This is a genomic window from Qipengyuania benthica, assembly GCF_030717865.1.
In the GTDB taxonomy this organism is placed as follows: Bacteria; Pseudomonadota; Alphaproteobacteria; order Sphingomonadales; family Sphingomonadaceae; genus Qipengyuania; species Qipengyuania benthica.
In genome coordinates, this window is sequence record NZ_JAVAIL010000003.1 from 546,755 (window position 1) to 562,374 (window position 15,620).

The 15,620-nt window shown below is 58.4% G+C and carries 14 protein-coding genes; 7 read left to right on the forward strand and 7 right to left on the reverse strand.

Annotation, left to right across the window (positions count from 1 at the left end):
• Positions 1-17 precede the first annotated feature (17 nt).
• From Q9K01_RS11570 to Q9K01_RS11580, 3 genes are read right to left on the reverse strand one after another with little or no spacing between them, the layout of a single operon-like run.
• Positions 18-773 (reverse strand): Coq4 family protein, encoded by a 756-nt coding sequence (locus Q9K01_RS11570; protein WP_305930400.1) that lies wholly within the window; start codon positions 771-773, stop codon positions 18-20.
• A gap of 18 nt (positions 774-791) precedes the next feature.
• Positions 792-1,934, reverse strand: a complete 1,143-nt coding sequence (locus Q9K01_RS11575) for an NAD(P)H-dependent flavin oxidoreductase (RefSeq protein ID WP_305930401.1) — start codon at positions 1,932-1,934, stop codon at positions 792-794.
• A 50-nt stretch (positions 1,935-1,984) separates the two neighbouring features.
• A complete protein-coding gene (locus Q9K01_RS11580) occupies positions 1,985-2,713 on the reverse strand; it encodes a FadR/GntR family transcriptional regulator (protein WP_305930402.1) in 729 nt (242 codons plus the stop codon).
• Positions 2,714-2,914: 201 nt separating this feature from the next.
• On the opposite strand from Q9K01_RS11580, the gene Q9K01_RS11585 reads away from it, so the two are divergent.
• From Q9K01_RS11585 to Q9K01_RS11605, 5 genes are all read left to right on the forward strand, one after another.
• Positions 2,915-4,177: a cytochrome P450 gene (locus tag Q9K01_RS11585; protein WP_305930403.1), complete on the forward strand. Its 1,263-nt coding sequence runs from the start codon at positions 2,915-2,917 to the stop codon at positions 4,175-4,177.
• 28 nt (positions 4,178-4,205) lie between these two features.
• Complete coding sequence (locus Q9K01_RS11590) at positions 4,206-4,532, forward strand: 2Fe-2S iron-sulfur cluster-binding protein (RefSeq protein ID WP_305930404.1); 327 nt, start codon at positions 4,206-4,208, stop codon at positions 4,530-4,532.
• Between the two features lie 68 nt (positions 4,533-4,600).
• Positions 4,601-5,812, forward strand: a complete 1,212-nt coding sequence (locus tag Q9K01_RS11595; RefSeq protein ID WP_305930405.1) for an acyl-CoA dehydrogenase family protein — start codon at positions 4,601-4,603, stop codon at positions 5,810-5,812.
• 34 nt (positions 5,813-5,846) lie between these two features.
• A complete protein-coding gene (locus Q9K01_RS11600) occupies positions 5,847-6,917 on the forward strand; it encodes an acyl-CoA dehydrogenase family protein (protein WP_305930406.1) in 1,071 nt (356 codons plus the stop codon).
• Positions 6,918-7,083: 166 nt separating this feature from the next.
• A complete protein-coding gene (locus tag Q9K01_RS11605) occupies positions 7,084-9,816 on the forward strand; it encodes a TonB-dependent receptor (RefSeq protein WP_305930407.1) in 2,733 nt (910 codons plus the stop codon).
• Positions 9,817-10,410: 594 nt separating this feature from the next.
• On the opposite strand, the gene Q9K01_RS11610 is transcribed toward Q9K01_RS11605, so the two are convergent.
• The 4 genes from Q9K01_RS11610 to Q9K01_RS11625 form a co-directional block, all read right to left on the reverse strand.
• Entirely contained in the window at positions 10,411-11,181 is a 771-nt protein-coding gene (locus Q9K01_RS11610; protein ID WP_305930408.1) for an NUDIX hydrolase, read from the reverse strand.
• Between the two features lie 77 nt (positions 11,182-11,258).
• Positions 11,259-12,845, reverse strand: coding sequence for an ABC1 kinase family protein (locus Q9K01_RS11615; protein WP_305930409.1), 1,587 nt, complete (start codon positions 12,843-12,845; stop codon positions 11,259-11,261).
• The gene (locus Q9K01_RS11620; protein WP_305930410.1) at positions 12,842-13,408 is read right to left on the reverse strand and encodes a MarR family winged helix-turn-helix transcriptional regulator; all 567 of its coding nucleotides are present in this window, start codon (positions 13,406-13,408) and stop codon (positions 12,842-12,844) included. The genes Q9K01_RS11615 and Q9K01_RS11620 overlap by 4 nt, the downstream gene beginning before the upstream one ends.
• Positions 13,409-13,637: 229 nt before the next feature.
• Positions 13,638-14,114 carry a MarR family winged helix-turn-helix transcriptional regulator gene (locus Q9K01_RS11625; RefSeq protein WP_305930411.1) on the reverse strand — a complete coding sequence of 159 codons (477 nt, stop codon included), beginning with the start codon at positions 14,112-14,114 and terminating at the stop codon, positions 13,638-13,640.
• A gap of 76 nt (positions 14,115-14,190) precedes the next feature.
• On the opposite strand from Q9K01_RS11625, the gene Q9K01_RS11630 reads away from it, so the two are divergent.
• Both Q9K01_RS11630 and Q9K01_RS11635 read left to right on the forward strand, forming a co-directional pair.
• On the forward strand, positions 14,191-15,078 hold the full coding sequence (locus tag Q9K01_RS11630) for an alpha/beta fold hydrolase (RefSeq protein ID WP_305930412.1): 888 nt from the start codon (positions 14,191-14,193) through the stop codon (positions 15,076-15,078).
• On the forward strand, positions 15,075-15,488 hold the full coding sequence (locus Q9K01_RS11635; RefSeq protein WP_305930413.1) for a hotdog fold thioesterase: 414 nt from the start codon (positions 15,075-15,077) through the stop codon (positions 15,486-15,488). The genes Q9K01_RS11630 and Q9K01_RS11635 overlap by 4 nt, the downstream gene beginning before the upstream one ends.
• The last annotated feature ends 132 nt before the right edge of the window (positions 15,489-15,620 follow it).

A 15,620-nucleotide genomic window follows, 5' to 3' on the forward strand; every position in this document is an offset into this window, starting at 1 on the left:
CGATTTGTCGCTTAAGCTCATGCCTGCCTGACCGCCTGGTAATCGCGTTCGAGCTGTTCGGAAAGAGCGCGCACCCTCTGATAGGTCTCCGGCGGACGCAGTCGCAACTCGCGGCGGACATCCTCCAACGGACGATCGAGATTTTCTTCCCAGTAGAAGGTGGTCAGATCGGCCGCTGCCCGGCCCCGCCGCCACGCTTCAAATGCAGCGCGGGCCACTGGCAACTGGGTGGCTTCCAGTTTCCTCTTGGGAATGCCGACGGCCACAATGAAGGCGATCCCGTGATTATAGAATTGCGCGTTTCCGAAGGACAGAACGCACAATTCGCCCAGTGCGTCCCTGCCGTATCCGGTGACGACATGAAACAGGTCATGCGAATCGCGCAGGCGCCGACGATAGAGGGAAACATCGGGGTCGCCGAAGTCCTCCAGACCTCCGGCCTCGCTAGCTTCCGCCAGGCCTTCTGCTGTCAGACCCTCCCCGTAAACAAAATCGAGGTAGGCTCGGCCAAGCGTGCCAGACGCACAGGTCGCAAGGCGTTTGCGATCGCACAAGGTTTCAAGCAGGTCGGCCCGGTCGGAAGCGATACGCCGCCCATCGCTCGACTTCATGAAGCGATTGAAATTCCGATAATAGGAATTGCCCGACAATGCCTTGACGATACGGAACACCTGCGCCGTATCCTCCTTGTCTGCAATCAGCTGCCTCATCGCCCCCAGCGCCTTCAGCGGCTCTACGGGGCGCCGCAGTTCATGACCTTTGGCGTAAGCCATCTTCTTGCCTCCTGCGCTTCACTTGTAGGTACCGGCGGACGCCAACGCCTTCTCGGCTCCATCGACCAGGTCGCGCATCACTTCGGCGGCAGGTCGGATCGAATCGATCAGGCCGATGCCCTGGCCAGCGAAGCCGGGGATGACATCCTTGCGCTCTGCCCTGATCCCGGAGGCCATGACCGGGCCAGAAATCATCGATTGATAGGGCATCGGCAGAGGTTCCTTTCCGGCCTGCACCCAGGCGTCGGCCCATTTGTTCCGGATCATGCGCGCCGGTTTGCCGGTAAGCGATCGACTAACGACCGTATCGGCATCGCCGCTTTCGGTGATCGCCTCTTTCTGGAAGCGCTCGATGCCCGCTTCCTCGGTCGCGAGAAATGCCGTGCCGACCCACGCGCCCTCTGCCCCCAGCATCATCGCAGCGGCAACACCCCGGCCATCCGAGATACCGCCGGCCCCAAGGACAGGAACACGATCGCCAACGGCGTCGACCACCTGGGGAATCAAGGAAATAGTCCCGATCGGCGAGTTGTGACCTCCGCCATCGTGCCCTTGCGCGACGATCATGTCGATGCCCGACCCGACGACCTGTTCGGCATGCTTGACCTTGCCGATCACCGCCATGACCTTGGTGCCATTGGCATGGAGCCGATCCATCCACGGTTCAGGATTGCCAAGGCCGGCAGCATAAACCGGCACCTTTTCCTCGATCACCACTTCCATCTGCGCCTCAAAGAATTCCTTCGAGAACAACTGCGGGCCGCCCTTGCCCATTTCAGGCGCGCCCGCCGCCCGCATGGCGGCGGCGGCATCGACCTCCGGAAGCTCTTCACGATCCATGAAGTCGCGCGTGAACTGCTGATATTCACCCATCAGATCCATGGGATTTTGGGGTGCAGCACCGCTTTGAGGGGCAGAGCCGCGCCTGACCGACGCGGGGAGCAGCGTATCGACACCGAAAGGTTTGTCGGTCAATTCCCGGGTCTGGCGAATCCAGTCACGCAACTGATCGGGCGAACACGCCGCGGCACCCAGGACCCCGAGCCCGCCGGCATTCGAAACCGCAGCCGCCAGCGCCGGAACGCTCGCTCCGCCCATCCCGGCAAGCAGGATCGGGTACCGGATCCCCAGCATTTCGCATATTCGGCTCTTCAACGCCATTCTTCCTCTCCAGCCACTTGCCTAAACGCACACTCAAACTATTGAAAATTCTACAGCTGCCCCCACCGCACCCGCTGCGAGACCAGCTCGGGACTGCGCTCCGAAAGATAGACAGCAGAGCCGGCCACCAACCGGCTCATTGCTTGACGGGCCGCGGCGCTGTCGCCAATCCGCACTGCCTCGAGCACCCGCACCAAAAACTTCATCTGCACCGCCCGTTCCTGTGCCGAATATCCCAGCGAATGGGAAAACTCGCGGGTCAACAGATGCATCGCAGAGGTCAGCAAACCGAACAGCGGATTGCCGCTCGCCCAACCCAACAAGTCGTGAAATCTGCGATTAAGTTCCTCGAACTGATCAGAGGCTTCATGATGCCGCAATTCCGCCAGACACCCTGCCAACGCGCTGAGATCGGCAGTAGTTGCACGCTGGGCTGCATACCCTGCGACATCGGGAGCAATTGCTTCGCGCAATTCAAGCAAACCACGCAAATCGGCTTCCATGAAATGCAGGATCAGCGACAAACTGCTTGCAAAATCGCCGGTCTGCGGACGGGCTACGACGGGACCTCCACCCCGGCCGAGCTGGAGATGGATGACCCCTTGCAATTCCAGGAACCGCAAAGCCTCCCGCAAAGTTGCGCGCGCAACCTCGTAACGCGCGAGCATTTCATCCTCGCGCGGAAGCCTGTCACCCGGGTTATGGCGACCCGCCTCGATGTCCCGCACGATGCTTTGCGCAAGAGAAAGGGCACGCTTGGCCTTCTTCACTGCTGGCATCTGCCACTCATCAGCACACCCGCACCTCTCGAAAAAAAAGTATAAGGATTTTCTCAAACCTTCGCCGGATCGCCACTCTATCGGATGGGACTTGTGCCTGCAAGGGACTAAAAGAGTGTACTGTTTATTGACTGCACGAAACGTCTCGTTTATGGATGACTGAAGGCCGATCAGGCCTGTGATGTAGAAGGAATAGTTCTTATGGACAGCCAGATCGCCGAGCCGGATGCCGCGGCGAGGATCGCGTCAATTCCGATCGAGGAAATCGACGTGGCCCGGCCAAGCCTGTTTCAGAACGATACCATCGGTCTATTTTTTGACAGGTTGCGCGCCGAAGAACCTGTCCACTACTGCCGCGAGAGCTATGTCGGCCCTTACTGGTCCATTACCAAGTTCGACGACATCATGGCGGTGGACACTAATCATAAGGTCTTCTCTTCGGAAGCGAAGCTAGGCGGAATTGCAATCCAGGACATGCATTCGGTGGAAGGCGCGCTCGAACTGGAAATGTTCATAGCGATGGACCCGCCCAAGCACGATCAGCAGCGCAGGGCGGTGACCCCTGCCGTGGCCCCGTCCAACCTGCAACTGCTCGAACCGGTCATCCGTCAACGCGCAGGTAAGATTCTCGATGAACTCCCGATTGGCGAAGATTTCGACTGGGTGGACAAGGTTGCGATCGAGTTGACGACAATGACGCTGGCGACCCTGTTCGATTTCCCCTGGGAGGAGCGGCGCAAACTGACGCGCTGGTCCGATGTAGCAACTGCGGCACCAGAAACCGGGATCGTCGAATCCTACGAGGCGCGGCGCGAAGAACTCATCGGTTGCGCAATGTATTTCAAGACTCTGTGGGACGAACGGATAAACGAGGAGCCGAAGAACGACCTCATCTCGATGATGGCTCATTCTCCCGCCACGCGCGACATGCCGTTCCTCGAGTTTCTCGGCAATCTTATGCTGCTGATCGTCGGTGGAAACGACACGACACGCAATTCCATCAGCGGCGGTGTGCTCGCCTTGAACCAAAGCCCGGACGAATACGCGAAACTCGACGCGGATCCTTCGCTCATTGGCAAAATGGTTCCGGAAATCATCCGTTGGCAGACCCCCCTCACCCATATGCGCCGCACCGCGCTGGAGGATTGGGAGATCGGCGGCAAACAGATCAAGAAGGGCGACAAGGTGGTGATGTGGTACCTGTCGGGCAACCGCGACGAGAGTGCTATCGAACGCGCGGACCAGTTCATCATCGACCGCAAAAATCCGCGTCATCACCTTTCATTCGGCTATGGCATTCACCGCTGCATGGGAAACCGGCTCGCGGAACTGCAGCTGCGGATCATCTGGGAAGAAATTCACAAGCGATTTTCCCGGGTCGAAGTTACAGGCGAGCCGGAGCGTCTTTTTTCAAACCTCGTCCGCGGAATCACCAGGCTGCCGGTGCGGCTCCACGCCTGCTGACTCTCGAGATCGAAATGCGGAGTTCAAGATGATCAAAGTTACGTTCGTGGCTAGCGATGGTGAGCGACGAAAGGTCGAAATAGAAGAAGGTGAGACAGCCAGGGAAGCGGCGCTATACAATGACGTGCCGGGTATCGATGGCGATTGCGGAGGGGTATGTGCTTGCGCGACCTGTCATGTGCACGTCGATCCGGAATGGATCGACAAGGTGGGTCGGCTAATGCAAGACGGAATGGAGGCCGACCTCTTGCAGTTCGCCGAGGGCACCAACGAATACAGTCGCCTCGCCTGCCAGATTCCGATGAAGCCGATGCTGGATGGATTGGTTCTTCACCTACCCGAACAGCAATACTGATGGAGGGATTCTCGTCCCCGTAGCCTACATTCTTATCTATCTTTCCTCGATTCTTTGAGAAAACGCCCATGGCAACACAAATTGAGCCCGTAACCCAGACAGACGAAGACGCCTTCCGCGCGGAAGTGCAGCAGTTTCTGGCGGACAATTTTCCCGACGAACTCAAGGGCACCAACAACGCGCTCGCGGGCGTAGACGGCCCGACCAATGAAACCCCCGCACAGAAGAAATGGCGCGAAGCCGTGGGCGCACGCGGTTGGGGCACGCCGACATGGCCGAAGGAATATGGCGGCGGCGGCCTGAGCAAGGCGCAGGCCAAGATCCTCGAGCAGGAGATGGGCAAGGCCGGGGCCTACAATCCTATTGGCGGCATGGGCGTGATGATGTTCGGCCCAACGCTGCTGGAATACGGCAGCGAGGGGCAGAAGAAAGAGCACATCCCGCCGATCTGCCGCGGCGAAGTCCGCTGGTGCCAGGGCTATAGCGAACCCAATGCCGGATCCGACCTCGCCAATTTGCAGACCTTTGCCGAGGACAAGGGCGATTACTATCTCGTCAACGGCCAGAAAACCTGGACCAGCGGCGGCCAGTGGGCGGACAAGTGCTTTGCCATCGTCCGTACCGACAAGAGCGACAAGCACAAGGGCATTAGCTTCATGCTGATCGACATGGATTCGCCCGGCGTGGAAGTCCGCCCGATCACCATGATCAGCGGCACCAGCCCGTTCTGCGAGACCTTCTTCACCGATGTGAAGGTGCCCAAGGAGAACCTCGTCGGCGAGGAGGGCCAGGGCTGGACCATCGGCAAGCGCCTGCTCCAGCACGAGCGCACCAATATTTCGGGCGGCGGCAGCCTCGCCCGCCTGATGGGCCAGAGCCTCGGCGAGATCGCCAAGAAGTATCGGCCGACCGGCGACGATGGCGAACTGGCCGATGCCGTCCTGCGCGACAAGATCGCCGATTTCGAGATCCGCTGGAACAGCTTCCTTCTCACCGCGCGCCGCGCAGTCGAGGAAAGTAAGGCAGCCGGCGGCGTCTCCGAAATCAGTTCGGTGCTGAAAAAGCTCGGTACCAAGCTCAGCCAGGAACGCAGCGAACTGCTGATCGAAATCCGCGGGCTCCAGGGCCTGGGCTGGGAAGGCGAAGGTTTCAGGGACAGTGAGCTCGAAGCGGTGCGCGGCTGGCTCTTCGGCAAGGCCACGACGATCTACGGCGGCTCGACCGAAATCCAGAACAACATCATCGCCAAGCGCGTGCTCGGCATGCTGGATCATCAGTAAGTTTCGGCACCAGTAAGGCGAGAGAGACAAGACAATGGCAGTTCTCAACGAAGAACAGGAAATGCTGCGCGACATGGCGCGCGAATGGGCCGTCAACGAAAGCCCGGTCATCGAATTCCGCAAGGTGCGCGCCGGCGGCGAGCCGGAAGCGTTCAATCGCGATGCCTATGCGACCATGGCCGAAATGGGCTGGGCCGGGGTCATCATCCCTGAAGAGCACGGCGGGTCCGACTTCGGCTTCATGTCGGCGGGCCTCGTGGTCGAGGAACTCGGCAAGACGCTGACTGCCAGCCCGCTGGTGATGAACACGGTGGCCGCAAGCGCCATCGTGCTGGGTGGCAGCGAGGAGCAGAAGGCGAAGTGGCTGCCGAAGCTGGCCAGCGGCGAGACAATCGCGACGCTCGCCATCGATGAAGGCCCGACCCACGACCCTTCGACAATCGAATCGAGCGTATCGGGCGGCAAGCTTTCGGGTACGAAGGCCTTCGTCCACGAGGCGCATGGCGCGGACTTGTTCGTGGTCGCCGCGAAGGACGGGCTCTACCTCGTCGAGAAGGGCGATGGCGTGTCGCTCGCCACGCGCAAGCTCACCGATCAGCGTAGCCATGCCGACGTCACGTTCGACGGTGCGGCAGCGGACAAGCTGGCCGATGGCGGCGACGGCCTGCTCGACGACGTCCTCGACCGGGCGCGCGTGCTGACGGCGGCCGAAATGCTCGGCATGGCGCAGCAGGTGTTCGACGATACCCTCGCCTATCTGAAGCAGCGCGTGCAGTTCAACCAGGTGCTCGCGAGCTTCCAGGCGCTGCAGCACCGCATGGCCGACCTCTTCGCCGATCTCGCGCAAATGCGTTCGGCGGTCGAGGCGGGCCTGCAAGCCGTCGACGCAGGTTTCGGTATTGCGCGGGCGGCGACCATCGCCAAGGCGGAAGCCAACCGCGTTATGCACACCATGGCAAACGAGGGCATCCAGCTGCACGGCGGGATCGGCATGACCGATGAGTACGACGTCGGCTTCTATCTCAAGCGCGCCCGCGTGCTGGAGCAGAGCTTCGGTTCGTCGAGCTGGTTAAAGGACCGATTTTCCAAGCTTTCTGGCTACTAGAAACCTGCATGTAGTGACCTCCATGGTATTTGTGCCACATGAATTTCGACAATGCGGAATAAACCATCAGTTCTTGTACCAGGTCTTGAAATGAAAGGTACTTACCGGCATCGTTTCTAAGATCGACTAGTGCCTAGGATGGGGCACATTCGTAGAGGAGAGAGACATGAAAAGACTTCCATCACGGCACCATTGCGCCCTTGGTGCATTGGCAACGGCATTTGCCTTCACACCCACAGCGGCCTTCGCCCAAGACAGTGGCGAACCTGATGCAAATCTGGTCGAAGGGGCCGATGTCGAAGACGAGAACGTGATCATTGTTACCGCGCAAGGGCGGTCACAGGTCCTTGCGGATGTTCCGGTCGCCGTGTCGGCTGTCTCCGGAGAAACCCTCCAGAATTCGGGCGCCAGCGACATTCGTGAACTGAACCAGGTCGCCCCGTCCCTACTTGTATCTTCCACCGGCAACGAAGCTAACGGTTCCGCGCGTATTCGCGGTATCGGCACGGTCGGCGACAACCCTGGTCTGGAAAGTTCGGTCGCGGTTTTCGTCGATGGAGTCTATCGCTCTCGTTCGGGAAGCGCCCTGAGTGAGCTCGGACCTATCGACAGGGTCGAGATACTTCGCGGTCCCCAAGGTACTTTGGGCGGGCGGAACTCATCGGCAGGCCTGATCAATATCTATACCGCACCGCCCGAGTTCGATTTCAGCGCGTATGGGGCCTTCACTTATGGCAACTATGATGCGATCCGCGTCGAAGGCGGCATAAACGCTCCGCTTGGCGATAGAGTAGCTGCGCGCGTTGACGGGGTATATTTTGAACGCGACGGCTTCTACAACGATATTACCAACAGCGGGACAATCAACAATCGCGATCGTTATCTGGTCCGCGGTCAGCTCCTGTTCGAACCCAATGACGACCTGTCCATTCGCCTTGTCGGGGATTATTCCAAAAAGGACGAAGCGTGCTGTGCCGCGACGTTCGTTCAGCCCGAGTTTGCCCCGCTTGCACGGATCAGCGCCGGATTTGATCCTTTTACGAGGCCATCGGCTGGGGCCGCCCTGACGAGTACCGAAAATCCGATCGTTCCCGTGTTGCTTGCGCTTGGGCAGGATCCGCGTGCCCTTACCCAAGATACATTCAACCGCGACCTGTACCCTACGCCGGGCAGAAGCTATGAAGGCGAAACCGAAGACTACGGTATTTCGGCTGAGATGAATTGGGATTTCGGGAACGTCACGTTGACGTCTATCACGGGCTACCGTGAGTATGCCAACAGCCAGGGATCTGACACCGATTACACTACTGTCGATATTCTCTACCGCGCTCCGACCGAGAATGCTCTGGCTCGAGACTTTGAAACATTCACTCAGGAACTGCGCCTTACCGGTGAGGCCTTCGATGGCAAATTGGATTGGTTGATCGGCGCGTATTACGCCAATGAGGAACTGCAGGTGCGTGACAATCTGCGGTTCGGCACCCAGTACGGTAATTTCGTAGCGTGCCGCATCGCTATCGCGATCAACCCGGCGCTGGTCAATCCCGGGGCTTCCAATTGCCTGGGTGCCAACGTGGCGGCATTGGACGGTACGCTGACCGGAAGCCCGGCATTCGGCGCTGCAACCCCGGCGATCCTCGCAGGTATCGACAATCTGGCCAGCATCAGCGATTTGGGAACGGTCAGCGAGGTCTACAATCAAACGAGCGAAAACTTCGCGTTCTTCACGCATAATATCTTTGCCATCACGGATACGCTCGATTTGACGCTGGGGCTTCGCTATACAAACGAAACCAAAGACTTCGACGCGACTTTCCGCAACGACAACACGGTTTGTCCGACAAACCGCAATCTGCTCGGAGGCTTTCTGGGGGTTCCGACTTTGGCACCTCTGGCCGGTGGTATCATCAGCCTTTCCTGCCAAGGCAATTCGACATCGGAGCTCGATGGAGTTTCTCTCGAGGACTCGCGCGATGAAGAGGAGTTTACCGGCACGGCTATCCTGAGCTGGAAGCCTACGCCCGATCTGCTAGTCTACGGTTCGTATTCACGCGGCTACAAGGCGGGCGGTTTCAACCTCGACAGGTCTGCACTGTCAAATCCGCTTGCTTTCGATCCGGCCAATATCTCCGCAGCCGCGCTGCAGTTCGATGAAGAAACAGTCGATGCATATGAGATCGGCCTGAAATACTCGAGGCGTGAGTTCGGGGTTAGCATTGCAGGCTTCCGGCAAGAGTTCAGCAATTTCCAGTTGAACACGTTCAATGGGGCGTTCTACATCGTGCAGACGGTCAATAGTTGCGATAGCGATCTCGGCGGGGCCGACACGGACGCAAGCGCGACAACCGGAGCATGCTCTTCCGACGAAGTTGCACCAGGTGTGATCGCTCAAGGTGTCGAGATCGAAACCTATCTACGACCCGCTCGTGATTTGGATATTACCCTTGGCGTCACCTATTCGGATACGAGCTTTGAAGACAATCTTATCGGGGACGATACCGGGGCACCGCTCGACCCCGCACTACGCTTGCTGCCAGGCGACAACCTGTCGAATGCACCAGAGATCGTGGCAACATCGTCGCTCACGTGGACGCCGCCAATCGGCGACAGTGGCCTCGAAGGCCTGTTCTTCGTGAACGCTCGTATGGCTGGTGATTACAACACCGGCTCCGACCTGCTCTTCGGCAAGGAACAGGACAGCTTCGTCGTAGTGAACGGTCGTGTGGGTCTAACCAATATTGCGGATCGCTTCGCGATCGAGGGCTGGGTCAATAACTTGTTTGACGTTGGGTATACGCAGGTGGCCTTCAACACGCCTTTCGTGGCTCCGCAACAGACTTACTCCGCTTTTCTTGCGGAACCGCGGACTTACGGCATTACACTACGCGGTAAGTTCTAAACTTACTCGCTATTTGCAGGAGGGTTCGGCGCTTCGTTGTGTCGGACCCTCTTTTTTTCAAACAGTCATGTCAGACCAAGTATAAGTACGTTCGAAAGTTGGTCGATAAGCAGATGGCTTTGCTAGCTGGTGGCGTATCCACGCAGGGTGTACGGCGTGTCCGATCCTCCCTTTCCGTTGAAAGCTGATGCGCAGCCAGTGCGTAGACGGCCCACGTGTGCTGACCGCTCCCTGCATCGTAAACGATCTTGAGCAGTTTCATGTTCTGGCTGAAGGACCCAAGGGCTTACGAGACTGCCGTTTCGAAACAGCAGTTCCAGAGCTCCCTTACGAAGGTAGGTTCGCAGACTATCGATTCAGCCCGCCAATATGGCTTTGACGGAAAAACCGGTCTACGGTCGAAGGCCGAGAGTGCGCCGATTAAGGGTGCACGATACCGCTTTTATGGTTGGATTGGACAGTGAAAACACGAAGCTGAAGCGGTTGTTAGTCGACCCAAAGGATTTGCGGCCTTGCTAAACGACCTCACAGCACTGAAATCACGACTTTTATAGCCAGGATCTCATGGGCCGTAAGCCACCGCCACCGCGACACTCAACCTATAACCTCGCCTGCCGGGCCGTAGCCTGCATCCTCCGGGATGGTCAGGATATTCTTGCCATCGCGCTGCAAGACCCGCGGCAGGACAGGCACGATCGTGCGCGCCTGCGCGCGATCTACGCAGTCCGCAGCACTGTTCGCCTCGGACAACAGTTCCAGGTTCAGTCGGGTGGGGAAAATGACCGTGCGCACGCCCGATTGCCCCATCTCCAGAGCCCGATTTGGTGAGAGCCATTCTGCATCCACCGTCTCATAGCCATCGCACGCGGCAATCTGGCATTCGGGGGCTCGAGCGACGTAGAACCAGGTGTCGAACCGTCTTTTCATGAAGACCGGGGTAATCCACCGCGCAAAATCGGTGAGACTGTCGAGCCGCAAGGTCACATCGGACTGCCGAACGACATCGAGGAACGATCTTTCCCCCTGTTCGACTGCCCGGCGGCTGTCTGGGTCACAGGCCCCTTCGAAAGGGCTGCCATCGCGGTTGACCGCCAGCAAAATGCCAGCCTCCTCGTAAGCTTCGCGGATCGCAGCGATCTTTAAAATTCTCTGGGTCGTATCGACCTGATCCCACCCGTCGGAGTAAGCGGCCCATTCCTCCAAAGAATCTTCGGAGTGGGGTTTCCCGCCGGGGAAGACCAGTGCTCCAGATGCGAAGTCGATCTGATGATGTCGCTTCACCATGAGAACCTGAAACTCCGGTTCATCCCGCACCAGCAGCATGGTGGCGGCAGGCACCGCCTCGGCAGGTTTCTGTTCGGTCATTTCCACTCTTCTCCCCTGATGTAGCCAATATCGGTGCCCGGCGGCCGTGATCGAAGCGTTTCCAGCGTATGGTCTTATCAGTTCCATCTAGGAATGAGTGCTAATCCCGCGCAAGCCAGAACAATTCCTGCCAGTATCAACGATTGGTCGGCCAGCAGGGCGGCAGAGACGATCAACGCGGCGACCACGGGACCCTTGACGGGGGTGCTGCGGTGCCCTTCCCGCGTCAGAGGGTTCAGACTGGCTGGGTCGATGGACACCTGAATCGTACCCGATCGAGCGACCGATGCAGCGTTCTCGATCAGCTCGGGCAGCGATGCCGAGAAATCAAGCAGGCCACTGCGGACCTTGGCCAAATGATCCCGCGCGGCTCCGACCGAAAATCGCTCGGCAAACAATTGCATCACGATCGGCTTCGTTTCTTCGGCGATATTGTAGTCCGGCGCCAAAGAGCGAACGAAGCCCTCTGCGGTCAGCAGGGTGCGCAGCAAAATAGCGAGGTCGGGCGGCAATACGAGGCGATAATCGCGCAACAATCCGAAAACCCGATCGAAAATTGCCGCGAATTCTATCCCGGCAAGAGCTGTGCCGCTAAATTCCGCGATCAGCTCATCCAGGTCCATCACCAAATGCGCCCGATCCACGAGCGGATTGCCTGCCCAGTCGAGCAGCAGATCGGCCGCCTTGTCTATCTGTTCGTTCGCGATAGCGAAAATCAGTCGGACGATTTCCTGACGCCGCGCGCCGCTGAGAAAGCCCACCGAGCCGAAATCAATAAAGCCTACCTGGTTCCCTTCCATCCAGAAAACATTGCCGGGATGCGGGTCGCCATGAAACTCTCCATTGAGAAGGATCATCCGTAGCACCGCATCGGCATAGCGCTTCGCGAACCGCGCATTATCTCCCTGACCAGTTGCCGGGGGCCGCGACGCAGGCTTTCCGACCAGGGCTTCCTGCACATTGATCGTCATGCCTGTAAGTTGCCAGTGGATCGCGGGGGTCTTCACCCCAAGCATCTCCAGATAACCGCCAATCCGTTCACAGGCGCGTGCTTCTGCCGCCAGGTCCATCTCCCGCGCTAAATTCTTGGCGAATGTCTGGAGGAACTGCACGGGTCGATAGCGGGCAATGTCGCTTGACCGACGCTCGGCGAGGCCCGCGAGCCGTGTCAACAGCCTCATGTCCGCCTCGATCCTGGACGCCATGCCGGGTCGGCGGATTTTCACGATAGTCTCGCTTCCGTCCAGCAGGGTTGCGACATAAGTCTGCGCGATAGAGGCTGAGGCGATCGGGTTTCTCTCGAAAGCGGCGAATTCACGTTCCCAGTCGCTGCCCCAAGCCGATACAATCACCGGTTCGATCTTATCGAACGGCAGCGGTTCCACCTGGTCGTGGAGAGTGCCGAACGCGGAAATCCAGGGTTGTGTAAACAGATCGCTTCTGGTCGCCAGGAGCTGGCCAAGCTTTATTCCGACAGGGCCGACATCGCGCAACAGCGCCACCACCGATGCAGGACGCAAGTCCTCGGTATCTGGCTCATTCTCCGAAACCGGCATAAAGCCAAGCAAGCTTCCGAGATTTTTCAGACCGTGCCGGGCGAAAATCTGACCGAGTTCTGCTAGCCGCGTCAGTTCACCGACACTGTTTTCCAGATCATGCTTCATCGGCTTTCTTCGCAAGTGTCAGCCTGCTTCTGATTCTCCGCAACTTTTCGAAGCATCGTACGCAGGAGGTCGATTTGAGGCGCAGACATTCCCTTCCAGAGAATTTCGTGGAGTCGATCAGCCGCTTCGCGCAGTTCCGGCCAGATGGTTCTTACTTGCTCGGTGAGGTGGAGGTTCCAAACCCTTCGATCGTGCGCCGCCCGCTCTCGCTCGATCAAACCTTTTTCAACCAAAACTGCGACAGCCTGTCCTATCGTCGCCGATTCAAGCTCGAGCAGGCGAGAAATCTCGGTCTGTGTTAGCGTAGGTTCTCGCAACAAGGACGCGATGATCCGCCATTGTGTTTGATTGAGGTCGAGCCCCACGATCAGAGCGTCGAAGGTCCGCCGAGCGGTCCTGTTCACCTCTTCTAGCAAATAAAGGATGTCATCCTTTTCGTTGGGGGCGTAATCACGTATCTCATCTTTCGACATATGCTTATCCATCGCGCTATCTTGGAAGGCTCGCGCAAGCCTGGCGTGTTCAAGCTCAGCGTCAACCATATTCGCTAGCAGTGCCGCCATGCATACACTCGCTGATTTCACGCTACAGCAGAAACTGAATCCAATGGTCGCTCAAGCTAAAAAGGAACCGAACGGCGCTGGGTGAGTGCGAGTGCTCCGGCCACCTCGCCTGCCACGACTGCCGGGATCTTATGATCGCAAGCGCTCGGCCTCCATCACTTGAGCATCAGTCCCCCTCTGAAGGGCAACGTGGGGTGTGAATGCGGGGCGTGGGCTCGATTTCGAGTGATTATGGCGCGCTGCCCAGGTTGTCACGCATCTTGGCCAGCGATCCGCGTAAGCGCTCCAGTTCCCCAAAACGGATCCCCCCGAGCAAGCGAGCATACACCGCATCAGCTTCTACTCGCATCTTGGGAAGTAGCTCGATCGCGGCAGGGCGTAAATGAACCCGCCAAACGCGCCTGTCGTTCTTCGCGCTGCGTCTTTCGACCAGATCAAGTTCTTCCAGGCGATCAATCGTCCGGCCGATGCTAGCGCGCTCTAGCTCCAGTTCCCGAGCCAGCTCGGTCTGGGTCATGCCTGGGCTCCGAAGGAGATAAGCCAATGTGCGCCATTGCGTCCGCGTGAGCCCGAATTGTTCAACCGAAGAATCAAAGGTTCTGCGCAAACGCCGCGTCACTTCCTCCATAAGAAAGAACAGCCGATCGGTATCGGTGAGGGAACTTGCCCCCTTTATATCCGTGTCATAGTCCGTCGTGGCAGCCATCCTGGGCAACCTACCATAGCCGATCAGGAAATAAAGCCGTTTACTATAAACCAATTTACAATATAGAGGTTGCGGTATGCAGTCGCAAACTTTCCATATCGAGGGAGATGGTGGCATCTCCATAGCAGCCGAAGCGACCGGAAATGCCGATGCTTTACCGGTCTTGCTCGCGCATGGGGGCGGCCAGACCCGTCACGCATGGAAACGTGTCACAGCCGATCTCGCCAATGCGGGATTTCGTCCGATCGCAATTGATATGCGCGGTCATGGCGACAGCGAATGGTCTGCCGAGGGCGCTTACGAAACGCGCGACTTCGCTTCAGATCTCGTTGCGATCGCTTCAAAAATGGACCGCAAGCCAGCGCTCGTCGGGGCCTCCCTTGGCGGGTTGGCCGGACTGATCGCCGAAGGACACCTTGCGCCGGGCCGCTTCGCGTCGCTCACTCTCGTCGACATCGCGCCGCGTATGGAGACGGGGGGCGTTATGCGCGTAGTCGGCTTTATGGAGGAGCACGTGGAGACCGGTTTCTCTTCACCGGACGAAGCGGCAGAGGTCGTCGCGCGCTACATGCCAAATCGCCGCAAGCGCGGAGCCGGCAAGGGTTTACGGCGCTATCTGCGAGAGAAGGAAGACGGCCGCTACTACTGGCATTGGGATCCGGCCTTTATCCGCAACATCACACTAGCCAAGCGAAGCGATCCGTCTCATCAGGAACGCCAATTTGATGCGCTGAACGATGCAGCCAGCAGGCTTTCGGTGCCATTGCATATTATTCGCGGCGGATCGAGCGATCTGGTTTCCGAAGACGCGGTCGCGCAATTGCTCGAACTTGTTCCACACGCTGAATACACCGACATCGCAGAGGCAACGCATATGGTGGTTGGCGATGCCAACGATGCCTTTTCGGCAGCGATACTCGATTTTCTCAAACGTAATCACAGTCCGCAGGGGGCCGTTACATGAGCGATAATCCGACAAGGATCGATCCTAAGCGCCTCGAAGAGATCCTGCAGATTGCCCCGTTTCACCGATGGCTTGGCCTCACTTTACGGTCATGTTCGAGCGAGCAGCTTGAACTGGAGATGCCTTGGCGCGACGAGATCGTGTCAAACCCGGCAATCGGTTCAGCGCATGGCGGCGTGCTCGCCTCTCTGATCGATTTAACCGGGCTCTACACCTTATTGTCGCAAGGTACAGGGGCCAAGGCGACCGCCGATCTGAGGGTCGACTACCACCGCCCGGCAACCTCAGGACCACTCGTAGCATCGGGCAAGATTATCAAGATCGGTAAAAATATCTCGGTCGCTGAAACACGTGTATACGGTCCTGCTGGTAACCTTTTGGCTAGCGGCCGCGGTGCCTACGTATGCTAACAGCGCTATCCTGATGGAACTAACTGCAGGGCGAAAATTGGCAGGCCTGTTCCTCGAAGACCTGCGAAATACCCCCACGACTTTCAGAGCGATGTGCGTCGCGACAGCCGCCTTCCGGTGACCGAAAACAAA

Excerpts from the sequence above, each read along its gene's own strand:
- Q9K01_RS11570 (WP_305930400.1), bottom strand. The coding sequence starts at position 773 with ATGGCTTACGCCAAAGGTCATGAACTGCGGCGCCCCGTAGAGCCGCTG.
- Q9K01_RS11575 (WP_305930401.1), bottom strand. The coding sequence starts at position 1,934 with ATGGCGTTGAAGAGCCGAATATGCGAAATGCTGGGGATCCGGTACCCG.
- Q9K01_RS11580 (WP_305930402.1), bottom strand. The coding sequence starts at position 2,713 with ATGCCAGCAGTGAAGAAGGCCAAGCGTGCCCTTTCTCTTGCGCAAAGC.
- Q9K01_RS11585 (WP_305930403.1), top strand. The coding sequence starts at position 2,915 with ATGGACAGCCAGATCGCCGAGCCGGATGCCGCGGCGAGGATCGCGTCA.
- Q9K01_RS11590 (WP_305930404.1), top strand. The coding sequence starts at position 4,206 with ATGATCAAAGTTACGTTCGTGGCTAGCGATGGTGAGCGACGAAAGGTC.
- Q9K01_RS11595 (WP_305930405.1), top strand. The coding sequence starts at position 4,601 with ATGGCAACACAAATTGAGCCCGTAACCCAGACAGACGAAGACGCCTTC.
- Q9K01_RS11600 (WP_305930406.1), top strand. The coding sequence starts at position 5,847 with ATGGCAGTTCTCAACGAAGAACAGGAAATGCTGCGCGACATGGCGCGC.
- Q9K01_RS11605 (WP_305930407.1), top strand. The coding sequence starts at position 7,084 with ATGAAAAGACTTCCATCACGGCACCATTGCGCCCTTGGTGCATTGGCA.
- Q9K01_RS11610 (WP_305930408.1), bottom strand. The coding sequence starts at position 11,181 with ATGACCGAACAGAAACCTGCCGAGGCGGTGCCTGCCGCCACCATGCTG.
- Q9K01_RS11615 (WP_305930409.1), bottom strand. The coding sequence starts at position 12,845 with ATGAAGCATGATCTGGAAAACAGTGTCGGTGAACTGACGCGGCTAGCA.
- Q9K01_RS11620 (WP_305930410.1), bottom strand. The coding sequence starts at position 13,408 with ATGGCGGCACTGCTAGCGAATATGGTTGACGCTGAGCTTGAACACGCC.
- Q9K01_RS11625 (WP_305930411.1), bottom strand. The coding sequence starts at position 14,114 with ATGGCTGCCACGACGGACTATGACACGGATATAAAGGGGGCAAGTTCC.
- Q9K01_RS11630 (WP_305930412.1), top strand. The coding sequence starts at position 14,191 with ATGCAGTCGCAAACTTTCCATATCGAGGGAGATGGTGGCATCTCCATA.
- Q9K01_RS11635 (WP_305930413.1), top strand. The coding sequence starts at position 15,075 with ATGAGCGATAATCCGACAAGGATCGATCCTAAGCGCCTCGAAGAGATC.